Here is a 20,809-nt window from a genome sequence, read left to right on the forward strand (position 1 = left end):
TTAAATGGATTGCCCGAAAAGGCAGGGTTCGAGCCGCCATAACTCAGCTGGTAGAGTGTCTGGCTGTTAACCAGATCGTCACAGGTTCGAGCCCTGTTGGCGGCGTCCAAAAAATACGCTTCTTGGGCCTGTAGCTTAGTCCGGTTAGAGCGCTCGGCTCATAACCGAGTGGTCGCCGGTTCAAATCCGGCCAGGCCCATATTCATTAAATCAGCAGCTTTGTGCCTCGTTTACCATCGTCTTGGCGAGGAGCTGCCACGAGGATATCTTCTTTTTAGTAAGGCCGGTCTTCTCCGCCAGCGCCTCCGCCTCGGCCCCGGCCAGGTCGAGGGCGGTCTTCACCCCGGCTGCCCCGAGCTTCTCCAGGGTCTTGGGGCCGATCCCGGGGATCTTGGCGAGGAGGTCGACCTCCGTCTTCTTCTTCGCCTCCTCGGCCTTCTTCGCCTGCCACTGGTCGAAGTTGCACTTGGGGCAGCCGAGGTCCCAGGGGCGTTTCCCCTTGTTGATGATCCTTATCTGCTGCATCCCGTGCTCCTCGCAGGCCTTGTCGGTGACGACGATCATCCCGAACTTCGGCAGGGGGAGGGTGAAGGTGCAGTCGGGGTAGCCGGCACACCCTATGAACCTGCTGCCGCGCCTTCCCCTCCGGATGATCAGCTCGTGGCCGCAGATTTGACAGAGGCCCACGATCTTGTCGGTCCGGAGCCCCTCGCGGAGGGTCGTCCCTATCTCCTCCTGGTGGCGGAGGAGGTCGTCGAAGACGGCGTCGAGCATCGACCTCGACTCCTCGATCACCGCCTCCTCTCCGACGTGGCCGTTGGCGATCTTCGTCATGTCCTCCTCCAGGGTCCGGGTCATATCCGGCTTGGTGATGTTGGGCGAATGCTGCTGCAGGGCCTCGACGACGGCGTAGGCTGTGTTCGTCGGCTTCATGGGGTTTCCCTGGACGTAGGCCCGGGCGTAGAGCTTGCTTATGATCTCGTGCCTCGTCGACTTCGTCCCCAGCCCCAGCTCGTCCATCAGCTTGACGAGCCTCCCCTGGCCGTACCTCGAGGGCGGCTGGGTCTCCTTCTCCTCCAGCTCTTTCCCCAGGACCCGGAGCTTCTCCCCCTCGGAGAGCTGGGGGAGGATCTCCTCGGCGGCCTTGCTGTAGGGGTAGCACGCCCGCCACCCGGCCTCGATCTGCCGGGCACCCGTCGCCCTGAAGGGCTGGCCGTCGATCTCCACCCGGACGTTCATGACGATCCAGCGGGAGGGGCCGGAGAGGGTCGCCAGAAATCTTCTGACGACGAGCTCGTAGATCTTCCACTGGTCGGGCTTCATATCCGCCTTGGCGGCCGGAGCCGTCGGGTAGATGGGGGGGTGGTCCGTCGAGAACCTCTTGCCCCTGGTCGGTACCATCGGCCCCGACAGGACCCGCTCCGCGTCCTCCCGGAAGGGACCCTTCTTGAAGATCGATACCAGGGCCCTGAGGTCCAGGGTCTTCGGGTAGACGGTGTTCTCGGTCCTGGGATAGCTGATGAACCCGCTGGTGTAGAGCCACTCGGCGATCCTCATGGCGTTGGCGGCAGAGAAGCCGATGCCGCTCGCGGCGCTGATGAAGGCGGTGGTATCGAAGGGGGCGGGGGGCCTGTCGGTCCGCGTCTTCTCCTTGATGGAGACTACGGTGGCGACCTCCCCGAGCTCCTCGAAGATCGACCTCGCCAGGTCTCCTTCCCAGATCCTCCCCTTCTCATGCTTCACCCGGAGGTCCTTCTCGAGGCAGGCGCTGATCTCCCAGTAGGGCTGGGGCTTGAAGGCCTCGATCTCCTTCTCCCGGTCGACGATGAGGGCCAGGGTAGGGGACTGGACCCTCCCCACCGAGAGGAAGCCCTTCCCCAGCCTCCCGGAGGTGATGGAGATGAACCGGGTGAGGGCGGCGCCCCAGATCAGGTCGACGACCTGCCTCGCCTCCCCGGAGGATGCGAGGTCGAAGTCCACCTCCCCGGGGGATTCGAAGGCGTCCTGGATCTCCCCCTTGGTGATGGCGCTGAACCTCACCCTGTCTGCTTTGATCGTTGGGTTCGCATCCTCGGCTATCCTCAAGGCCTCGACCCCGATCAGCTCCCCCTCCCGGTCGTAGTCGGTGGCGATGGTGATCCGGTCTGCATCCTTTCCCAGGTCGTGGAGGGCGGATACAATCTTGCCCTGGGTCGGCCTGGTCACCACCTCGGCGTGGATCAGGTCTCGGTAGTCCACCTTCTGCCAGTTGTTGTAGCCGGGCGGGTAGTCGACCCCGACTATGTGGCCGGAGAGGCCCATGACGACCTTATCGTCGAAGTAAAATGCTTCGATCCCGTGAACCCGTTTGACCTTCGGCTTGGACCCGGCGAGAATTTGGGCGATCCTCTTGGCGACATTGTGCTTTTCGGCGATGATGAGATGCATCCGATCCCCGCCAGTTTTGGAGATGATATAAGTATTTATCGCAAGGCTCGAAGGGCCTCATCAGAAGCGATCCAGGAAGCGGGGCCGCAAGATGGCGTTTTAACCTTAAACGCTCCCTTCATTTTCATCACATTCCTGCCATCGCGGCTCCCCTCGGATCGTCTGTTTACAGATACCACATATTATGTGCAAACGGTCGGAGACTGTCAGGCCATTGTAACACAATCGCCCCCGTCCTGTATTCAAATCAAAATATTTGCCTTGATCTTCGATCTCTCCATTGGATACAATGGATCAATCCGCTGATATTATCTCGCCGAAAGGTGGCCTGAAATCCGATTACGAGCCACATAGTCCAGGTCTATCATCACCATTTTATGCCATGCGCCCGTAAGATTATTTTTTTATCTTTTTTTCACACTACGGGCCATATTTTTACACATTCGAATAAATGTATTGTTATTAAATGTATCGCACAAAAACTTTAAGTAGCGTTATGACTATCATCTCTTCGGCGGGAGACTGCAGTAAAGAGGATCATTGTCGGGTATGATGGCACTAGAAATTAATCATACCGTTCGCTCCGGCATCCCTGGTTTGTTCGGTCTCCTGCTAAAAGGTAAAGGAGGAAAAAGAACGTGTCTGACAAAATAGACCTCTATAGTGACCGTGGCGTTCTTTTAAAGAGTGACGTTGACCTGAGCGCCGTCAGCCCACTCAAGAACGCGGCGATGAAGAAGCTGATCAACCTGACCAAGCGGACCGTAGCGGTCAACCTGGCGGGAATCGAGAACGCCCTGAAGACCGGAAAGGTCGGCGGGCAGGGGAGGCAGATCAAGGGACGCGAGCTCAAGTACGACGTCGTCGCCAACGCCAACGCCCTCGCCGCCGAGATCAAGAAGCTCCTCCAGGTCGAAGCCGGAGACGACACCAACGTCCAGGTCCTGGGTGGAGGAAAGCAGCTCCTCGTCCAGATCCCGACTGCCAGGGTCGACGCCGCCTCCGAGTTCGTCGTCGGGATGACCGCAACGGCAGCCGCCACCTGTGAGGCGCTCGTCACTCAGTTCAAGGCCGGAATGTTTGAAGCCCCCATGGTCCACGCCGCAGTCTGGGGCCAGTACCCGCAGACCGTCCCCATGGCCGGCGGAAACATCGCCTCTGTTCTCAACATCCCCCAGAACGATGAAGGTCTCGGCTTCGCTCTTCGAAACATCATGGCCAACCACATCGCGGCCATCACCAAGAGGAACGCCATGAACGCTGCAGCCCTCTCTTCCATCTACGAGCAGATCGGAAACTTCGAGATGGGCAACGCCATAGGCATCTTCGAGAGGTACCAGATGCTGGGCCTCGCCTACCAGGGCCTCAACGCCAACAACATGGTCTACGACCTGGTCAAGTCCAACGGCAAGACCGGAACCATCGGGACCGTCGTCCACAGCGTCGTGGAGAGGGCCGTCGAGGATAAGGTCATCAAGGCCGGCGAGAAGCTCCCCTCCGGGTTCGTCATGTACGAGGCCGTCGATGTCCCCATGTGGAACGCCTACTGTGCAGCAGGCACCCTCGCAGCCACCATGGTCAACTGCGGCGCTCTCCGAGGCGCTCAGGCCGTCTCCTCAACCCTGCTCTACTTCAACGACGTCATCGAGAAAGAGACCGCCCTGCCCGGCTGTGACTGGGGCAAGGTCATGGGAACCGCCGTCGGGTTCTCCTTCTTCAGCCACTCCATCTACGGCGGCGGCGGACCTGGCGTCTTCAACGGCAACCACGTCGTGACGAGGCACTCCCGAGGATTCGCCATCCCCTGCGTGTCCGCAGCGGTTGCTCTTGACGCCGGAACTCAGATGTTCACTCCGGAGATGACCTCCGGTCTGGTGGGAGCCGTCTACGGAGAGATCAAGGAGTTCCGCGAGCCTATCGTAGCAGTTGCGGAGGCTGTATAGATAGGTTGAGTATGCATGGTCACTAAATCAGACACGGAACCGGTCCAGATAGAGATCTTCCCTCAAAGATTTCTAAAGCCCGATACGGCCCAGCGCCTCCTGGAGGAGATCTACAGCAGTGGAGGCATCCTGCGGATCATGATCCAAGGTCCCAACCTCCCCAAGTCGGTGCCCTACGGCCCCGGCAAGGGGATCCCCATCGAGGAGCACTTGAACATGCTCCTGGAGCTGGGGGATTCGGCCCTGGAGCTGAGGGTGAAGGTGGGACGGATCTGGCTGGAGCTGGATAGCGAGGAGAGGATTGAAGGGGTCAAAGCAGCATGCGAGCGAGTGCTGCCCTGCACCTTCAGCATCAAGAGAAAGCAACTATTTCACACCAAGCCCACCGTATCGGACTACGCGAAGTACGGGAGCGAGGTGGAGGATAAGAGGATCCTTGGACTGGTCGATCCGAAGGCCAAGCGAGAACGCGACCTGGCCATTTTGTCTGATACAGGCGGTGACACATAAAATTTTCACAAGGAGGTTAAGGATATGGCATACAAACCCCAATATTATCCCGGCACCACGTCTGTCGGCAAGAACAGACGCAAGCACATGTCTAGCGATCTGGAGAAGCTGAGAGACATCTCCGACGCCGACGTTGTAACCATCATGGGCCACAGGGCCCCCGGTGCAGACTACCCCAGCACCCACCCGCCCCTGGCAGAGATGGGAGAGCCCGACTGTCCCATAAGGCAGCTCGTCACGCCCACCCCCGGCGCCGCCGCTGGAGACAGGATCAGGTACTCCCAGTTTGCTGACTCCATGTACAACGCCCCCGCCATCCCCTACTTCAGGAGCTACTGGGCGGCCATCAACTGCAGAGGCTCTGACCCCGGCACCCTCTCCGGCCGACAGATCGTCGAGGCTAGAGAGAGAGACATTGAGCAGTACACCAAGATCATGATGGACACCGAGATGTGCGACCCCGCTCTCGCCACCATGAGGGGCTGCACCGTCCACGGCCACTCCCTGAGGCTCGACGAAGATGGAATGATGTTCGACATGCTCGCCAGGACTGAGCTCGGTTCCGACGGAAACGTCTACTACGTCAAGGACCAGGTCGGCATCCCCCTGGACAGAAAGGTCAACGCCGGAAAGCCGATGAGCGAGGCCGAGGCGAAGAAGAGGACCACCATCTTCAGGTGCGACAACGTCTCCTTCGGTGGACCCTGCACCGCAGACAAGAGGACCTTCGACGAGGGGCTGGTCACTCTGCACCACATGTGGGAGCGGAGAAGCAAGTGGGGATTCAGGCCAGAGTAAATGGTGGTGATTAAAGATGGGAAAGATTCACACTAAAAAGCTGTTCGTAAAGGCTTTGAACAAGAAGTTCGGAAGGGACTTCGACCTCAGCGGAACTAAGACCGTCTACGAGAGGCTTGGTCCCGAGCAGAACGCCCGTAAGAGAGAGTTCATGGAGGCCTCCAAGAAGCTGGAGGGCAAGCGTGGCATCTCCATGTACAACCCCTACCTCCACGCCGGCGGCGTACCGCTGGGCCAGAGGCAGCTCGTCCCCTACAAGCTCTCCACCACGGAGTACATCGTAGAGGGTGACGACCTCCACTTCGTCAACAACCCCGCCATGCAGCAGATGTGGGACGACATCCGGAGGACGATCGTCGTCGGTCTGGACATGGCCCACGAGGTGCTGGAGAAGCGTCTGGGCAAAGAGGTCACCCCCGAGACGATCAACAACTACCTGGAGATCCTCAACCACGCCATGCCCGGCGCCGCCGTGGTTCAGGAGCACATGGTCGAGACCCACCCCGCCCTCGTCGACGACTGTAACGTCCGGATGTTCACCGGCGACGACGACCTGGCGGACGAGATCGACGACCAGTACCTGATCGACGTCAACAAGCTCTTCCCCGCCGAGCAGGCCGAGGAGATCAAGGCAGCCATGGGCAAGACCTCCTGGCAGGCCATCCACATCCCGACGATCGTATCCAGGACCTGCGACGGCGGTACCACCTCCAGGTGGAGCGCCATGCAGCTCTCCATGACCTTCATCGACGCCTACAACATGTGCGCCGGTGAGGCCGCTGTGGCCGACCTGGCCTTCGCCGCGAAGCACGCCGCCGTCATCCAGATGGCTGACATGCTCCCCGCGAGGAGGGCCCGAGGCCCCAACGAGCCCGGTGGACTATCTTTCGGCTTCCTCGCCGACATGGTCCAGACCTCCAGGGTCAAGCCCTTCGACCCGCCCCAGGTCTCCCTGAACGTCGTCGCCGCCGGCGCGATGCTCTACGACCAGATCTGGCTCGGCAGCTACATGTCCGGTGGTGTCGGCTTCACCCAGTACGCCACGGCCGCCTACACCAACGACGTCCTGGACGACTTCTCCTACTACGCATGCGACTACGGCGTGGACAAGTTCGGTGACTGGGGCAAGGCTCCCGCCACCCTGGAGACCTCCAAGGACATCGCCACCGAGACGACCCTCTACGCCATGGAGCAGTACGAGTCCTTCCCGACCCTGCTGGAGGACCACTTCGGCGGTTCCCAGAGGTCCGCGGTCATGGCCGCCGCCAGCGCCATCGGCTCTGCCTGCCTGACCGGAAACAGCCAGTCCGGCCTCGCCGCCTGGTACCTCAGCCACCTCATCCACAAGGACGGCTGGGGCAGGATGGGCTTCTTCGGATACGACCTGCAGGACCAGTGCGGTCCGACCAACGTCTTCAGCTACCAGGGCGACGAGGGGAGCCCCCTCGAGCTGAGAGGCGCGAACTATCCGAACTACGCCATGAACGTCGGCCACCAGGGCGAGTATGCAGGCATCTCCAGCGCCGCTCACGCGGGCCGCTTCGACGCCTATGCGTGCAACCCCCTGATCAAGGTCTGCTTCGCAAACCCGGCCCTGATCTTCACCTGGGACGACATCCGCAAGGGATACGGCATGGGTGGTGCGAGGGAGTTCCGCGCGGCCGGCGAGAGATCCCTGGTCATGCCCGCAGTGTAGGCGAGAGCCTGCACACCCCTTTTTTATTTATTTTTGCCCACGGTCCATTACATCAGGATTCTTCTGCATGAGCCCGCGTTGATCCCCCAGGTGAAGATCTGGCCATAGAATGGTGCATCTTCTGGGGCGGGCTTTCTGGATGGTTCATCCAGGGGGCTCAAAAAGAGGTCTTCTCTGGTCGATCGCCCCCATCCTACCCGGGCCACCATGGGGTGGCGTTCGGCTATCGATCCGAGGCTTTATCCCTGGTCAGATCCCGGATCAGCCCCTCCCCCCAGGGGTGAAGATCGACCTTGAGGTCTCTCAGGACCTTGGGGGCCTTCAGGGATGGCTCGTCGCTCAGCCTCAGGGCCACCAGATTTTTCTTCATCAGGAGGCTCTCTCGAACCTCCCAGTCGACCCATTCGCAGTCCTGGAAGGTCTTTCCCACCAGGACGAAGACGATCGATGACGCCTCAATCCTTTTCGTGATGCAGCGTCGGACGTAGACGGCGTTCTCGTTCTTGAAATGGACCTTCAATGCGAAGTCTATGAAGTCGAGGCGGGGGTCGACCCCCTTGGCGAAGCTGCAGAACTCCCGGACCCGGTCCAGGTCTTCCACCCGGAAGATGAGGAAGGCCCTCCTCCGGGGGAGGAGGGCCTGAGGCTCGAATACCTCCCCCCGCGCCATCTCCTCCAGCCTCTCCAAAGCCGAGGGTTTCGGCTCTGAAGGGCGGATCTCCGGATCGGCGATCTCAATCATCCCTTCCCTCCCTCCCCAGGGGGTCGACGACGGCCTTTCGGGCGGTGCAGCTCCTGCAGATTCCGTTTCTTCCCGGGTGGCAGCAGAAGGTCTCCTCGATGGGGAGGCCGTACCATCTGGCGGTGTTGAGGACGTCCTCCTTCGTGAAGTTTATGAGGGGGGTGAGGATGGTGATGAAGTCGCCGAAGGCCGAGTTTATGGCGAAGTTGGCGTTGACGAGGAACTCCTCAGTCTGGTCGGGGAACCGGCGGCTCTCATCCGAGAGGAGGGCGAGGGCTACGATCTTAATCCCCCGCTGGTAGGCGTACGAGGCGGCGGCCATCAGAGCCATCAGGTTTCTCCCCGGGAGGAAGGCGTTGATGTAGCTCGCCTTGCACTCCCCCTGGACGTCGGACTCTATCGATCTGCAGTAGCCGCTCAGGTCTATCCTCTCGGGCGGCGGAAGGTCGCACCTCTCAAAGACGCTCCTGCAGGCCTCCCACTCCTCATCGCCGGATATCTGGCCGAAGTCGATGAAGATGGGGTGCTGCTCCTGCCTCTCGTTGTTGAGGATCTTGCACATCACCAGGGAGTCTATGTCACCGGAGACTATGGGGACTACGGCCATCATCGATAGCTCCTTATCTGAGGGACGGCGCGGTTCTGCGCAGTCGGACTTTGTACCTTGAAGCATCAACTTATATATCCTCACCGGGTGGCCCCTCCTCCCAGGGGCATTCCGCCCGAAGATCGGGGCGGGAGATATATCCCCTTAATGGTCGGGTAAGCCGAAAATGGTTCGCAAATTTCTTATACAAACCGAGCCCAAGTTGATAATATGTCCAGAAAGGAGAAGGTCATATTCCTCTCCGCCCATAACTCCGCCCGATCTCAGATGGCTGAGGGGCTCCTCCGCCACCTCTACTCCGACCGCTACCTCGCCTTCAGCGCCGGGGTGGACCCCCGGGAGGTGGACCCCCTGGCGGTGGAGGCGATGGCGGAGAGGGGGATAGACATCTCCCGGCAGAGGTCCAAGAGCTCAAAGGAGCTTTGGGGTACGGCCGTGGACGTGGTGGCCAAGATCCGCGACTTCGATTCCGAGGCCTGCCCCCTCTTCCCCAGCGGGAGGTGGAGGGCGTTCCTGCCCCTGGAGGACCCCTCGATGGTGGAGGACCCGGCGGAGCGGAGGCGGGTCCTCTCGGCGGCGAGGGACCGCCTGGAGCGGTGGATCGTCGAGACCTTCGGAGAAGAGGCCTTCAGGAAAGATGATCAGTGATAGGTATCAGACGATCCGGTCCTTATATTTCTCCAGAAGGCCCATCACCCTCCTCACATCCCTCCCCTGAGTTCGCACCTCCTGAAGGAAGGCGGAGTAGGTGGCGTCGTCGACTATTCGCGGCACCGGCTTGCAGCTCATCCCGGTGAGCATCAGGTTGAAGCACCGGGCCTCCGCCTCCGAGATCCTCAGGGCCCGATATTCTCCGGCATGCTCCCGGTAGAGGGGGTTATCCTCCCGGGGCAGGTCCAGGGCGATCTTGGCGAGGGGAGTTCCTGGTATCGGCTCTGCGACGCTCGCGAAGACGTCCTCCAGCATCGCCTCCTCCATGAAGTCTAGGGTCGCCTGGTAGTCCTCCTCCATCTCGCCGGGGTAGCCGACGATGAAGCTTCCGCCGACCTTGACCCCGGACTGGTGGGCGAGCTCCACCGCCTCCAGGCTCTTCTCGGGGGTCGTCCCCTTCTTCATCGCCCTGAGGATCCCGGGGCTCCCCGACTCGATCCCGAAGAAGACCCAGCCGACGGTGTACCTCCTCACCGCCTCCAGGATCTCCTCGTCGACGAAGTCGACCCTCATATCCGGGACTGAGAGGTTCTTTGGACCCAGGATCTCAGCCAGGCCCTTTAAGAGGGTGATGAAAGCCTCCTTGTTCACCTCCTTCCCGTAGCCGAATAGTGATCCCGTACCGCCGCTGACCGCCACCCTGGTGACCCCCCTCCTCTTCATCTCTCTGACCTCGGCGAGGATGTTCTCGAGGGACCGGGACCGGATTGACCGGCCGAAGAACCGGGGGACCTGGCAGAAGGTGCAGCCTCCCAGGCATCCCCGGTGGGTCTCGATGTAGACGTTGGCTCCCCGGACGCTCTGGCTCCTCAGGTCGTCGGGGATGAGGGGCATGACGTGGTCGAGGTCGGAGACGGGGATGGGATCGGTCTTGACCACCACGCCGTCCCGGAGGAAGGCTAGGCCGGAGATCTCTTCGGAGGGCCCCCCTTCGACTAGGTCTGCGACGACCTCCTCCCCCTCCCCCACGACCACAGCATCTACCTCCAGCTCCCCGAGGACGATCTCGGGGACGAGGCCGACGGGGCCTCCGACGTATATCCTCGGAGCCCGGCTCGCCAACTCCCGGATCTCGGGGTCGAGGAGCTGGGAGGTGGAGAAGAGGCTGAGGAGGGTCAGATCCCCCTCGGAGGAGAGGTCCCTGGTGATCGAGACGGCGTGGCCCCGGTCCCTGAGGATGCCGCCGAGGACTAGGGAGCCGTAGGTGTAGATCTTAGGGGATACGATCGTCGTCTTCATCTTAATCTCCATACCGTTATTGATCCGTCTCAGACCCCCAGGCCGTTGATCTCACTGATCAGCTCGGTGAAGGCCTCCACCTCCACCTCGATCACCTCCTCGGGGGTCATGCTGATGGACATCTCCCCGTCGACGGTCAGCCGGTCGGGGCCGCGCCGGACGAGCCTTCTGACCCCGTCCCTCGATAGGACCCGTTTGATCTCGGGGTCGAAGGCCATCGTCCTCCCCGGGAGGATCACCGTCTCCTTCACCGACGAGAGGTCGAGGGCGAGGAGGTCCTGGATGGTGATGAGGCATCCGATATCCTTTTTTACGGCGATGACGTTGACGCCGTCGCCCAGCTCCGCGAAAATCGCTTTGAGGAGGGGGGCGGCGACGGAGCTGGTGATGAGGGTCGCCCCCTTCTGGACTTGGGGGAGCCTTCTTATCAGGTCCTTGTGGTGCGCCAGGGCGAAGGGGGACTTCGTCACGGGGTCCCAGAGGGGGGTTCCCGCCACCCTGAAGCTGTATCTATCGTTCGTCTCGGTCACGATATCCCGGAACTCCTCGACGGTGTGGGGGACGACCCCGGGGATGATCGGCTCGTTTCCGAGGATCAGCCCCTGCTCCCGAGAGTTTGCAAACCTCATCAGGATCAGGTTCTTGACCCCCATCTCCTCCAGGTCCCGGCAGGTCCGGTCGAGCTCGGGGCCGTCGTTCACCCCCGGTATGAGGACGGAGGCGGCGTAGACGTCGCAGCCTTCAGCGAACCGCCGGAGGTTCGCCAGGGCGGCCTCGGGGTGGCGGTCGTTCATATGCTCTCTCCGGAGGGCCGGGTCCGTCGAGAAGACGGTGAAGGAGACCTCCTTCACCCCCGCCTCGATCAGGTCCTCGGCCTCGTCTCCCCTCGTGAAGCCCTTGCCGCTGGTGTAGCCGAGGTGGATGGGGACCCCGCCCTGCCCCACCATCCGGGCCAGCTCCAGGAGGTGGGGATAGCAGCTGAGGTCGCCTCCGCCGCTGATCGTCACCTTATCGGGCCTCCTCCCGAAGGCGGCTCCGGCCACCTCCATCGCCACCGTCGCCATCGGCTTGAAGCCTGGGTACGCCTCGGCGATCGCCCGGGAGCAGTAGTCGCACCCCTTCTGAAAAGGTAGGCACCTCTTGCACCCGAAGGGCTTCAGCTCGTTTGTCTTTACGCCCTTGAAGTAGCAGTAGCTGCAAAATCCCTTGCAGTCTATCCCCGGCCTTCCGCCGACGTCCGCCAGAATCTCCATCCGCAAACTCTCCAGACCAGGATCGGCCCGGAGGGGTAAAGCCTTTGCGGGATGGGCGGGGGCGGGGATGATCCGATCGAAACCCTCCCGAAGCGGGAGGAAGGTGGGCTGGACTCGACCCCTCCTTTCGACGGAATCGCCGCGTAATCGGCGAGAAAACCGTAAGCCGGAAAACTATTAGTACCTTGAAGAAGACCAAAAAGATCGTGGCTCATAAAAGGCCGTTTCACGTCATGATCATCCCCACCCTGGGCTGTCCATCCAGCTGCAGCTACTGCTGGTCCTCCGATGAAAGGTCCCCAATAATGACGATCGAGACTGTGAAGGAGATGGTCCACTGGCTCCGGGAGTTTCGGGACGACCCCGTCACCTTCACCTTCCACGGCGGCGAGCCCCTCCTCGCCGGAGCCGACTTCTACCGCGAGGCTCTGGCCCTGATCACCGAGGGGCTCCGGCCCCGGAAGATCGCCTTCGCCCTCCAGACGAACCTCTGGAAGATGACCCCGGAGATGGCCTCCGTCCTGGCGGAGTACCAGATCCCCATCGGCTCAAGCATCGACGGCCCGAAGGATCTGAACGACCTCCAGAGGTCGGCGGGGTACTTCGATAAGACGATGGCCGGCTACAGGGTCGCAAAGGAGCACGGCCTCTCCGTCCAGTTCATCTGCACCTTCACCTCCACCTCGATAGACAAAAAGGAGGAGATATTCAACTTCTTCTTGGAGAACGGCCTCACCATGAAGCTCCACCCTGCTCTTCCCTCCCTGAAGAGCGACGATCCGGATAAGTGGGCCCTCCCTCCCGAGAAGTACGGCGAGCTCCTCGTCTACCTCCTCGACAAGTACCTGGAGAATATGGATAAGATCGAGGTCCGTAACATCAACGACCTCTGTCGATGCGTCTTCACCGGCCGGGGGACGGTCTGCACCTACGTCGACTGCATGGACGACACCTTCGCCGTCGGCCCCGACGGGAGCATATACCCCTGCTACCGGTTCGTGGGGATGCCGGAGTGGGTGATGGGGAACATCCGCGACCGTCCCTCCCAGGCCGACCTGGCGGGGTCCGGGGCTGGAAGGAGGATGCAGGAGTTCAAGAGGCGGGTCGACGTGGCGTGCAAGGGCTGCCGCCACCTCCGGTACTGCCGGGGCGGATGCCCCTACAACGCCATAGCCCCCTCCGGCGGCGAGCTTTTGGGCGTCGATCCCCACTGCGTCGCCTACAAGAGAATCTTCGACGAGATCGCCGACCGGTTCAATAAAGAGATCTTCGGCTCCTTCCCGATGGGGCCGACCTGCCTCCCCACCGAGCCCCCTCGGGGCGGAAAGCCGGGGATCACGGCCCTGATCCAGAAGATCGTCTCGAGCTAGGGGTCTGGATCCTGGGATCTCTCCTCCCTTCCCTCAGGCCGCCCCGGGATCGGACCCTCCAAAGGAACGATCGACCACCGGCTGTCTCTTCTCTACAGGATCGTCAGGATGGCGATGACCTCCAGGAGGTATATCGCGACGAGCATGCTCCCCTCAAACCTGGTTATCCGGTTTCCCAGGACCATGAAACCGAGGAGGAGGCTGATCAGCACCACCACGGGGAGGGTGACGGAGACGAAGGCCTCGCTCGCGGCCACGTCCCCCACCAGGGAGGCGGCTCCAAGGATGATCAGGGCGTTGAAGGCGTTCGCCCCCATGATGTCACCCATGGCGATGTCCCCCCGGCCGCTCTTGGCGGCGACGATGGCGGTGCTGATCTCGGGGAGGGAGGTTCCTACCGCCAGGAGGAGGACCGCCACCACCCCCTCGGGGATCCCCAGGGTCGAGGAGATCGACAGGATCGCCTCGATCATGTAGTTTGCGCCGATGGCCAGGAGGAGGATGCCGGCGAAGAAGATCCCCAGCTGCCGTGGATTGAACTTCTCGCCCCCTTTCGCCTCCCCCTTCCGGTGCTCGGAGATCTCGTGGCGGAGGAAGGAGAGGTATATGGCGATGAGGAGGAGCCCCTCGATCCAGGTTATCCTGTAGTCGAGAAAGACGACGTATATCGCCAGCATCGAGGCGAGGAGGAAGGAGAGGTCCGTCTCCAGGATCTTCCTGTCGATGTATATCCCGTAGAGGGCCGCCGCTGCTCCGAGGGCGAGGCCGGTGTTGGCCAGGATCGAACCCAGGACGTTTCCGGCGGCGATCTCGGGGGCGCCGCCGTCGACCATCATCGCGACGATGGAGGTAGAGAACTCCGGAAGGGCGGTGCCGAAGGCGACGACCGTCGCCCCGATGACGAACTCGGAGATCCCCAGGACCTTGGCGAAGTGGACGGCGCTATCGGTGATCGCCTTGGCCCCGTAGTAGAGGGCGACGAGAGAGACGGCGAAGGTCAAAAACTCCAGCAACGAACCAGCCCCGGAAGACCCGTCGTCGGTCCTCATTAATTAATCAATCCGTCAGCCTCTGCCGCCAAAGATTGGGGAAGCCAAAATATAAACCATTGAATAGGTATTTTAATTAGAAGATACAAAGTCTCCGGCGATAGATCGACCAGGGGGTCCTCGGGGCCGGTGCGGCTCCGAGGTCGGGCGGCCGGAAGGTTGAAGAGATCTCCCGGACCGGGTTGGAGTAGCAAAGGTGGTCGGGGTTGCACATCAAGGAGATAGAGCTCGTAAACTTCAAGTCCTTCGGCAGGAGGGCGGTGATACCCCTAAGAAACGACTTCATCGCCGTCACTGGACCCAACGGCAGCGGCAAGTCCAACGTCGTCGACGCTCTCCTCTTCGCCCTATCCCTCTCCTCCAGCAGGGCGATGAGGGCGGAGAGGCTCCCCGACCTCATATACCGGGGCGACAACGGCAAAAACCCCGACTTCGCCCAGGTGACCGTCAAGTTCGACAACTCCGAGCGGGGCGTCCCCGTCGACGAAGACGTCGTCGAGATATCGAGGAAGGTCAGGCTGACGAAGAACAAGTACCAGAGCATCTACTATTTTAACGGCAACCCCTGCACCCAGACGGAGATCCACGACCACCTCTCCCGGGCGGGGATCACCCCCGAGGGGTACAACGTGGTGATGCAGGGGGACGTCACCAGGATCATCGAGATGACCCCCCTGGAGAGGAGGAGGATCGTCGACGAGATCGCCGGGGTCGCCGAGTTCGACGAGAAGAAGAAGAAGGCTCTGGAGGAGCTGGAGGTGGTGAGGGAGAGGATCGACCGGGGAGACGTCATCCTGGTGGAGGTGGAGGCCCAGCTGGCGAGGCTCGCCGAGGAGCGGGATCGGGCCCTCGCCTACCAGGCCCAGAGGGAGGAGAAGAGGCGGATGGAGGCGTTCCTCCTTCTGGCGAAGCTGAAGGAGGCGGAGTCCGATCTGGCCGACCTCGATACGGAGCTCCTCGACCTCCGATCGATCGATTCCGACCTCATCGGGAGGCTGGACCGGGGTAGGGCGGAGCTCTCCTCCCTGGAGGAGAATCTGAAGGGGCTGAACGACGAGATCACCCGCAAGGGGGAGGACGAGCAGATCGAGGTCAAGCGGCGGATGGTGGAGGTGAAGGGCTCGATCAAGGCGGATGAGGGGCGGATCGAGATGGCCGAAGGCGAGATCGCCGCCCTGGAGGCGGAGCAGAGGTCCGACTACCTCGAGGCCGATCGGCTCGGCCGGGAGGCGGAGGAGCTCTCCATGCGGATCCGGGACGGCTCCATCCGGAAGGCGAGCATCCTCGCGGAGATCCAGGAGCGGGAAGAGGCCCTGGCCTCCTATAGAGAGAAGATCGCCCGGGCCGACGCCCGGTACGCGGAGGTGAGGGACCGGCTCGCCGTCGTCAAGAGGGAGGTGGAGGAGGCGAAGTCGAGGGCGGCAGACCTGATGAGGGAGAGGGACCGCCACCTCGACGCCGCCAGGAGGCGTTCCATCGAGCGGGAGGAGGCGGCGATTGAGATCTCCGAGGCGAGGGAGACGATGGCGGGGCTCGACCGGGAGAGGGGACGGATCGGCCGGCAGCGGCAGGAGCTGGAGGAGAGGATATCCCTCTTCGAGGAGGAGAGGGACGACCTCGACTCCGCCCGGATATCGATCAGGCGGGAGATGGCCCGGGTCGATGAGACCCTCCAGCGGCTCCAGATGGAGCGGGCCCGGGCCGAGGCGAGCCTCCGGTCCGCGGGCGAGGGCACCGGCTACAGCAGGGCGGTGGAGGCGATCCGGTCCGCCATGAGCCAGGGGCACCTGACGGGGCTCTTCGGGACGATCGCGGAGCTCGGGGAGGTCGGCGAGGATTACGCCACCGCCCTGGAGGTGGCGGCGGGGGGGAGGCTCCAGAGCATCGTCGCCGAGACGGACGGGGATGCGGCCCGGGCGATCGAGACCCTCAAGAGGTCGAAGGCGGGGAGGGCCACCTTCCTCCCCCTAAACAAGATGGCCTCGGGCACCCCACCGGCGCTGCCGAAGGAGCCCGGGGTCGTCGACTACGCCATAAACCTCGTCGCCTTCGACCCCCGGTTCCTCCCCGCCTTCTGGCACGTATTCCGAGATACTCTGGTGGTGAAGGAGCTGGATGTGGCCCGGAGGCTGATGGGCCGCTACCGGATGGTCACCCTGGACGGCGACCTGGTGGAGAAGGGGGGAGCCATGACCGGAGGTACCTTCAAGTCTCGGCTCAAGTTCGCCGCCGACGAGCGGCAGAAGCTGGAGGAGGCGACGAGGCGGGTCCTCGCCGCCCAGGCGGAGAGGGACTCCCTGATCGAGCGGCTCGACCGGGTCGAGGGGGAGGTCTCCTCGGTGCGGAGAGGGGTGGAGGAGCTCGGCCGGGAGGTCTCCCGGATCGAGGTCCGGCTCGAGGAGATCGACGGCCAGAAGGTCCGGCTCGAGAGGCTCATCCAGGACCGGGAGAGGAGGCTTCTGGAGCTGGAGGCGGACGCCGCCGGGGTGATGGAGCGGCTCGACCTCCTGGAGCGGGATATACGAGAGAGGGAGGCCGAGGCTCGAGGGGCCGAGGAGCGGGCCCGGTCCCTGGAGAGGGACCTGGAGGGGTCGGAGATCCCGGAGCTATCGGCCCTCGCCGACGGCCTGGAGGCCGAGATCCGGTCCCTCTCCCGGAAGGCCTCCGAGATCGAGGCCGAGATCACAGGCCACCGCCTCCGGGAGGAGAGCCACTCGGCCCGGCGGGCGGAGCTCTCGGGGCGGCGGGAGGCCCGGGAGGAGAGGAAGAGGGCGGCTATCGAGAAGAAGAGCGCCGCCGCCGATAGGATCGGCAAGGCCGATCTCGCCCTCGCCGACCTCGGCCAGCGGGAGAGGGAGATCGAGGTGGAGCTATCGGAGCTGAAGGGGACGAGGAGCCGGCTCCTCGACGAGGTGATGGCCAAGAGCAGGGAGGTCGACTCCGCCGACCGGGAGCGGGAACGGGTCCGGGCCCGGATCGCGGCGGCGGAGGGCGCCGCCGCGGAGATGAGGTCGGCGGCCGACGGCCTGCGGGCGGAGATCGAGAGCTTCGGGATCGACGCCTCGGAGGAGCCACCCAAGAGCCAGACCATCATCAGGAAGATCCACGCCCTGGAGAGGTCGATGGAGGAGCTGGAGCCGGTGAACATGCTCGCCATCGAGGAGTACGACCGGGTCTTCGACCGGCGGGAGACCCTCCGGGACCGGCGGGAGACCCTCCAGCGGGAGAGGGAAGACCTCCTGGCGAAGCTAGACCAGTACGAGGAGATGAAGCGAGAGGCCTTCATGGCCGCCTTCGAAGGGATCAACGAGAACTTCCGGGATACCTTCAATCAGCTCTCCGACGGCGAGGGGGAGCTGATCCTGGAGAACGAGGAGGACCCCCTCGCGGGCGGGATGACGATCCGGGCGAGGCCCGCCCGGAAGGCCTTCCACCGGCTGGAGGCGATGTCCGGGGGTGAGAAGAGCCTCACCGCCCTCTCCTTCATCTTCGCGATCCAGAGGTTCCGGCCCGCCCCCTTCTACGCCCTCGACGAGATCGACATGTTCCTGGACGGGGCGAACGTCGAGAGGGTGGCGAAGCTGATCAAGGGGATCGCCCAGGCCGCCCAGTTCATCGTCGTCTCGTTGCGAAAGCCGATGATCCAGGAGGCTAAGTACGTGGTGGGGGTGACGATGCAGGAGAACAACATATCCACGGTCACGGGGGTGTGTCTCAACTGAGCACCGTAGAAGCCCTGGAGGTCCCCGAGGCCTACGGCCCGGAGCCGGATCCGATCATGGTCCTGCTGGACCTCGCGAGGCGGGGGGAGATCGACCCCTGGGACCTGGACCTCTCCGCGGTGACGGAGAAGTTTCTGGAGCGGATCGAGGCCCTGGGAAATAGAGACCTTCCCGCCCTCGGCAGGACCCTCCTCTACGCCAGCATCCTCCTGAGGATGAAGTCCGACTCTATGGAGGGGGAGGAGGAGCCAGAGGAGGAGTTCGAGGAGTTCGACGACCCCCCCGTCTTCAGGAGGCGGATCGTCGAGGGTCTCCCCTCACCGCCGATAAGGAGGAGGGCGAGGAGGCCCGTCACCCTCGAGGAGCTGATATCCGAGCTGAGGCGGGCGGAGACCGTCGCTGAGAGGAAGGTCGGAAGGGAGAGGGCGAGGCCCGAGCCGACGGTGGAGGAGGCGATGGAGCGGGCCCACGAGGAGGGGATCGAGGGGAGGATCCGGACCCTCCGGGGGACGATCTTCGAGATGCTAGCGGCGGAGGAACGGATCTCCTTCTCGGACCTCCCGGAGAGGGACGTCCTCAGCTACGTCTCCCTCCTATTCATGGCGGGGAGGAGGGAGATATGGCTCGAGCAGGACGCCCTCTTCGGCGAGCTTTACATCAGGAGGCACCCCGGCGGGCCGGGGGAGCAGGCGGCGTGAGGCGGGACGACCTTGGCGGGCGAAGCTTCTGAAGATCGGTCTTTGCCGTCGGTTGAGGCCAGCGGGGAGGCGGCGGTGGTGGAGGCTGCCCTCTTTGCAGCCGGAAGGCCCCTGACGGCGGCGGAGATCGCCGAGCTGACGGACCTGCCGATAAGGGTCGCCATGCGCTTCGCCGACAGCCTCGTCCGGGAGTACTCCGAGAGGGCGGGCGGGATCGAGGTCCGGGAGTCGGAGGGGCGGTACGTCATGCAGGTCCGCTCCACCGTCGCCGATCGGGTGAGCAAGGTCGGCCCCCAGGAGCTGGATCCACCGCTTCTGCGGACCCTGGCTGTCATCGCCCGACACCAGCCGATCCCCCAGAGCGAGCTTGTGAGGGTGAGGGGGAACAAGAGCTATGGCCACGTCCGGGAGCTCCTGGAGCGGGGGCTGATCCGGGCCGAGAAGGAGGGGAGGACGAAGATCATCACCACCACCAAGGGCTTTGCCGAGTACTTCGGCCTCGACTTCGACGACCCCGACTTCGTCAGGAGGGCGATGGAGGGGCGGAGGCTCGGGGTCACCCCCATGTACCGGAGCCTCGCCGAACGGATGGGCCTGGAGTACGACGTCGTCAACCCGTACAGCCCCGGCAGAAATGACCTGGTGGCGATGAAGGGCCTCGACCTTCTGGTCATCGCCCCCGGCTACGCGGAGAGGGCGAGGGAGCACTACTCGGCGGAGCTCTTGGAGGCCGGGGTGAGGACCTTCACCCAGCTGAAGGAGAGCGCTGCTCTAATCGCCGAGAGGTCTGGGGCCGCCGATCCCGCCAGGACCGCATCCCTCCTCGAGGAGATCGACGTCCTCCTGGCGGGTTACAGGGAGAGGGCAAGGGGCGCAAGGCCGATCAGGCCCCTATCGCCGATGGTGGAGGAGATCGCCCTGGACCTCGGGGTCCCGACGGTCGAGGACGGCGTCCCTGCCGCCCCCGACTACAAGGGCTTGGAGGCCGAGATCCAGGTCCCGACCCACCAGCCCTACGATATGGACATCCTCGAGAGGATCAAAGAAAGGTACGAGGCGATCTTGAAGGGGCTCGCTGAGGGCTGAGGCCGGTGAACGGATGATCCCGGGAAGATCTCCATCGCGATCGTCGAAGATCGATGGCCCTCTCCTTTAGCAGAAGCGGTATTTTTTTTATCTGGACGAAAGAGATTTGAACCTCTCGCTACCTCTTTGTTCCTGGATGGATGAAGAGACCCTCGACGACTTAGCCCGCTGGTTCTCCGATTACGTACATACCTTCAAGTCCGGCGATCCCGGCGAGGACGAGAACATCATCCTGAAGGAGGAGCACACCGCCCGCGTTCGCCGGGAGATCAGCGATATAGGCCGGACGCTCGGCCTCGCCGACGACGACCTCCGCCTGGCGGAGGCGATGGCCTTATTCCACGACCTCGGTCGATTCCCCCAGTACGCCACCTACGGGACCTTCTCGGACCGCCGATCCTGCGACCACGCCGCCCTATCCGTCGGGGTCCTCATCGATAGCGGTGTCCTGGACGCCCTCGATCCCGAAGAGCGGGAGCTGATACTCAAGGCGATATCCCGCCACAACCGGGCAGGCCTTCCGGAGGAGGAATCGGACCGGTGCCTCCTCTTCTCAAAGCTCCTCCGGGACGCCGATAAATTGGACATCTGGGCCGTCCTCCTCGATTACTATCAGCGGCGCGAGAAGGAAGGATATCGAAACGCGGCCCTGGAGCTGGACCTTCCCGATGCGCCCGGGATCAGCGAGGAGGTCCGTCGCGACATCATGGCCGGAGAGATCGTGAAGCTCTCCGGCGTCAAACGGCTCAACGACTTCAAGCTCCTCCAGGCGAGCTGGGTCTTCGACATAAACTATCGGCCCGCCCTGCTGGCGGTGAGGAAGAGGGGCTACCTCGAGGAGGCCCGGAAGTTTCTTCCCCGGACCGAGGAAGTAGATATGATCTTCACCCTCCTAAAATCCAGCCTCGATTGGAGGATCGAATCCGAGGTCGTCGGCGCCGGGGATGGGGCTTGATGG

At 62.9% G+C, this 20,809-nt stretch carries 16 protein-coding genes and 2 tRNA genes; 12 read left to right on the forward strand and 6 right to left on the reverse strand.

Going from position 1 to position 20,809, the window contains the following annotated elements; translation table 11 throughout:
• Positions 1–32: 32 nt before the first annotated feature.
• Together MHAR_RS02545 and MHAR_RS02550 are read left to right on the forward strand one after the other, a co-directional pair.
• Positions 33–105 (forward strand) — tRNA-Asn (locus MHAR_RS02545).
• Positions 106–124: 19 nt separating this feature from the next.
• Positions 125–199: transfer RNA gene (locus tag MHAR_RS02550), tRNA-Ile, on the forward strand.
• An 11-nt stretch (positions 200–210) separates the two neighbouring features.
• On the opposite strand, the gene MHAR_RS02555 is transcribed toward MHAR_RS02550, so the two are convergent.
• Positions 211–2,427 (reverse strand): DNA topoisomerase I, encoded by a 2,217-nt coding sequence (locus tag MHAR_RS02555; RefSeq protein WP_014586061.1) that lies wholly within the window; start codon positions 2,425–2,427, stop codon positions 211–213.
• A gap of 638 nt (positions 2,428–3,065) precedes the next feature.
• Here MHAR_RS02555 and mcrB point away from each other — a divergent pair.
• Genes mcrB through mcrA form a run of 4 tightly spaced genes read left to right on the forward strand, consistent with a single transcriptional unit; the run spans position 3,066 to position 7,374 of the window.
• The gene (gene mcrB / locus MHAR_RS02560) at positions 3,066–4,370 is read left to right on the forward strand and encodes a coenzyme-B sulfoethylthiotransferase subunit beta (protein ID WP_014586062.1); all 1,305 of its coding nucleotides are present in this window, start codon (positions 3,066–3,068) and stop codon (positions 4,368–4,370) included.
• Positions 4,371–4,385: 15 nt separating this feature from the next.
• Complete coding sequence (gene mcrD, locus MHAR_RS02565; RefSeq protein WP_014586063.1) at positions 4,386–4,880, forward strand: methyl-coenzyme M reductase operon protein D; 495 nt, start codon at positions 4,386–4,388, stop codon at positions 4,878–4,880.
• A gap of 24 nt (positions 4,881–4,904) precedes the next feature.
• Complete coding sequence (mcrG, locus tag MHAR_RS02570) at positions 4,905–5,678, forward strand: coenzyme-B sulfoethylthiotransferase subunit gamma (protein ID WP_048144282.1); 774 nt, start codon at positions 4,905–4,907, stop codon at positions 5,676–5,678.
• Between the two features lie 16 nt (positions 5,679–5,694).
• Positions 5,695–7,374, forward strand: coding sequence for a coenzyme-B sulfoethylthiotransferase subunit alpha (gene mcrA, locus MHAR_RS02575; protein WP_014586065.1), 1,680 nt, complete (start codon positions 5,695–5,697; stop codon positions 7,372–7,374).
• A 223-nt stretch (positions 7,375–7,597) separates the two neighbouring features.
• Here mcrA and MHAR_RS02580 read toward each other — a convergent pair whose 3' ends face one another.
• Complete coding sequence (locus tag MHAR_RS02580; protein WP_014586066.1) at positions 7,598–8,116, reverse strand: TIR domain-containing protein; 519 nt, start codon at positions 8,114–8,116, stop codon at positions 7,598–7,600.
• Positions 8,109–8,789 (reverse strand): 7-cyano-7-deazaguanine synthase, encoded by a 681-nt coding sequence (locus MHAR_RS02585; RefSeq protein WP_081472244.1) that lies wholly within the window; start codon positions 8,787–8,789, stop codon positions 8,109–8,111. The genes MHAR_RS02580 and MHAR_RS02585 overlap by 8 nt, the downstream gene beginning before the upstream one ends.
• A 144-nt stretch (positions 8,790–8,933) precedes the next feature.
• On the opposite strand from MHAR_RS02585, the gene MHAR_RS02590 reads away from it, so the two are divergent.
• Positions 8,934–9,371, forward strand: a complete 438-nt coding sequence (locus tag MHAR_RS02590) for an arsenate reductase ArsC (RefSeq protein WP_014586068.1) — start codon at positions 8,934–8,936, stop codon at positions 9,369–9,371.
• Positions 9,372–9,377: 6 nt separating this feature from the next.
• Here the strand turns inward: MHAR_RS02590 and MHAR_RS02595 are convergent, their stop codons facing one another.
• The gene (locus MHAR_RS02595; RefSeq protein ID WP_014586069.1) at positions 9,378–10,673 is read right to left on the reverse strand and encodes a methyl-coenzyme M reductase glutamine C-methyltransferase; all 1,296 of its coding nucleotides are present in this window, start codon (positions 10,671–10,673) and stop codon (positions 9,378–9,380) included.
• 29 nt (positions 10,674–10,702) lie between these two features.
• A complete protein-coding gene (mmp10, locus tag MHAR_RS02600) occupies positions 10,703–11,926 on the reverse strand; it encodes a methyl coenzyme M reductase-arginine methyltransferase Mmp10 (protein WP_014586070.1) in 1,224 nt (407 codons plus the stop codon).
• 233 nt (positions 11,927–12,159) lie between these two features.
• On the opposite strand from mmp10, the gene MHAR_RS02605 reads away from it, so the two are divergent.
• Entirely contained in the window at positions 12,160–13,296 is a 1,137-nt protein-coding gene (locus MHAR_RS02605) for a TIGR04083 family peptide-modifying radical SAM enzyme (RefSeq protein ID WP_048144773.1), read from the forward strand.
• A 92-nt stretch (positions 13,297–13,388) separates the two neighbouring features.
• On the opposite strand, the gene MHAR_RS02610 is transcribed toward MHAR_RS02605, so the two are convergent.
• Positions 13,389–14,345, reverse strand: a complete 957-nt coding sequence (locus MHAR_RS02610; protein ID WP_014586072.1) for a sodium:calcium antiporter — start codon at positions 14,343–14,345, stop codon at positions 13,389–13,391.
• A 206-nt stretch (positions 14,346–14,551) separates the two neighbouring features.
• On the opposite strand from MHAR_RS02610, the gene smc reads away from it, so the two are divergent.
• The 4 genes from smc (at position 14,552) to MHAR_RS02630 (ending at position 20,806) form a co-directional block, all read left to right on the forward strand.
• Complete coding sequence (gene smc / locus MHAR_RS02615) at positions 14,552–18,067, forward strand: chromosome segregation protein SMC (RefSeq protein ID WP_014586073.1); 3,516 nt, start codon at positions 14,552–14,554, stop codon at positions 18,065–18,067.
• Positions 18,055–18,765, forward strand: coding sequence for a segregation/condensation protein A (locus MHAR_RS02620; protein ID WP_014586074.1), 711 nt, complete (start codon positions 18,055–18,057; stop codon positions 18,763–18,765). Before smc ends, MHAR_RS02620 begins: the two co-directional genes overlap by 13 nt.
• Positions 18,766–18,807: 42 nt before the next feature.
• Entirely contained in the window at positions 18,808–19,851 is a 1,044-nt protein-coding gene (scpB, locus tag MHAR_RS02625; protein ID WP_143763242.1) for an SMC-Scp complex subunit ScpB, read from the forward strand.
• Positions 19,852–19,987: 136 nt separating this feature from the next.
• Entirely contained in the window at positions 19,988–20,806 is an 819-nt protein-coding gene (locus tag MHAR_RS02630) for an HD domain-containing protein (protein ID WP_014586076.1), read from the forward strand.
• The last annotated feature ends 3 nt before the right edge of the window (positions 20,807–20,809 follow it).

Source organism: Methanothrix harundinacea 6Ac (genome assembly GCF_000235565.1).
Taxonomy (GTDB): Archaea; Halobacteriota; Methanosarcinia; order Methanotrichales; family Methanotrichaceae; genus Methanocrinis; species Methanocrinis harundinaceus.

Excerpts from the sequence above, each read along its gene's own strand:
- MHAR_RS02630 (WP_014586076.1), top strand. The coding sequence starts at position 19,988 with ATGGATGAAGAGACCCTCGACGACTTAGCCCGCTGGTTCTCCGATTAC.
- MHAR_RS02555 (WP_014586061.1), bottom strand. The coding sequence starts at position 2,427 with ATGCATCTCATCATCGCCGAAAAGCACAATGTCGCCAAGAGGATCGCC.
- MHAR_RS02590 (WP_014586068.1), top strand. The coding sequence starts at position 8,934 with ATGTCCAGAAAGGAGAAGGTCATATTCCTCTCCGCCCATAACTCCGCC.
- mcrA (WP_014586065.1), top strand. The coding sequence starts at position 5,695 with ATGGGAAAGATTCACACTAAAAAGCTGTTCGTAAAGGCTTTGAACAAG.
- MHAR_RS02580 (WP_014586066.1), bottom strand. The coding sequence starts at position 8,116 with ATGATTGAGATCGCCGATCCGGAGATCCGCCCTTCAGAGCCGAAACCC.
- MHAR_RS02605 (WP_048144773.1), top strand. The coding sequence starts at position 12,160 with ATGATCATCCCCACCCTGGGCTGTCCATCCAGCTGCAGCTACTGCTGG.
- MHAR_RS02610 (WP_014586072.1), bottom strand. The coding sequence starts at position 14,345 with ATGAGGACCGACGACGGGTCTTCCGGGGCTGGTTCGTTGCTGGAGTTT.
- mcrG (WP_048144282.1), top strand. The coding sequence starts at position 4,905 with ATGGCATACAAACCCCAATATTATCCCGGCACCACGTCTGTCGGCAAG.
- MHAR_RS02585 (WP_081472244.1), bottom strand. The coding sequence starts at position 8,789 with ATGCTTCAAGGTACAAAGTCCGACTGCGCAGAACCGCGCCGTCCCTCA.
- MHAR_RS02595 (WP_014586069.1), bottom strand. The coding sequence starts at position 10,673 with ATGAAGACGACGATCGTATCCCCTAAGATCTACACCTACGGCTCCCTA.
- mmp10 (WP_014586070.1), bottom strand. The coding sequence starts at position 11,926 with ATGGAGATTCTGGCGGACGTCGGCGGAAGGCCGGGGATAGACTGCAAG.
- mcrD (WP_014586063.1), top strand. The coding sequence starts at position 4,386 with ATGGTCACTAAATCAGACACGGAACCGGTCCAGATAGAGATCTTCCCT.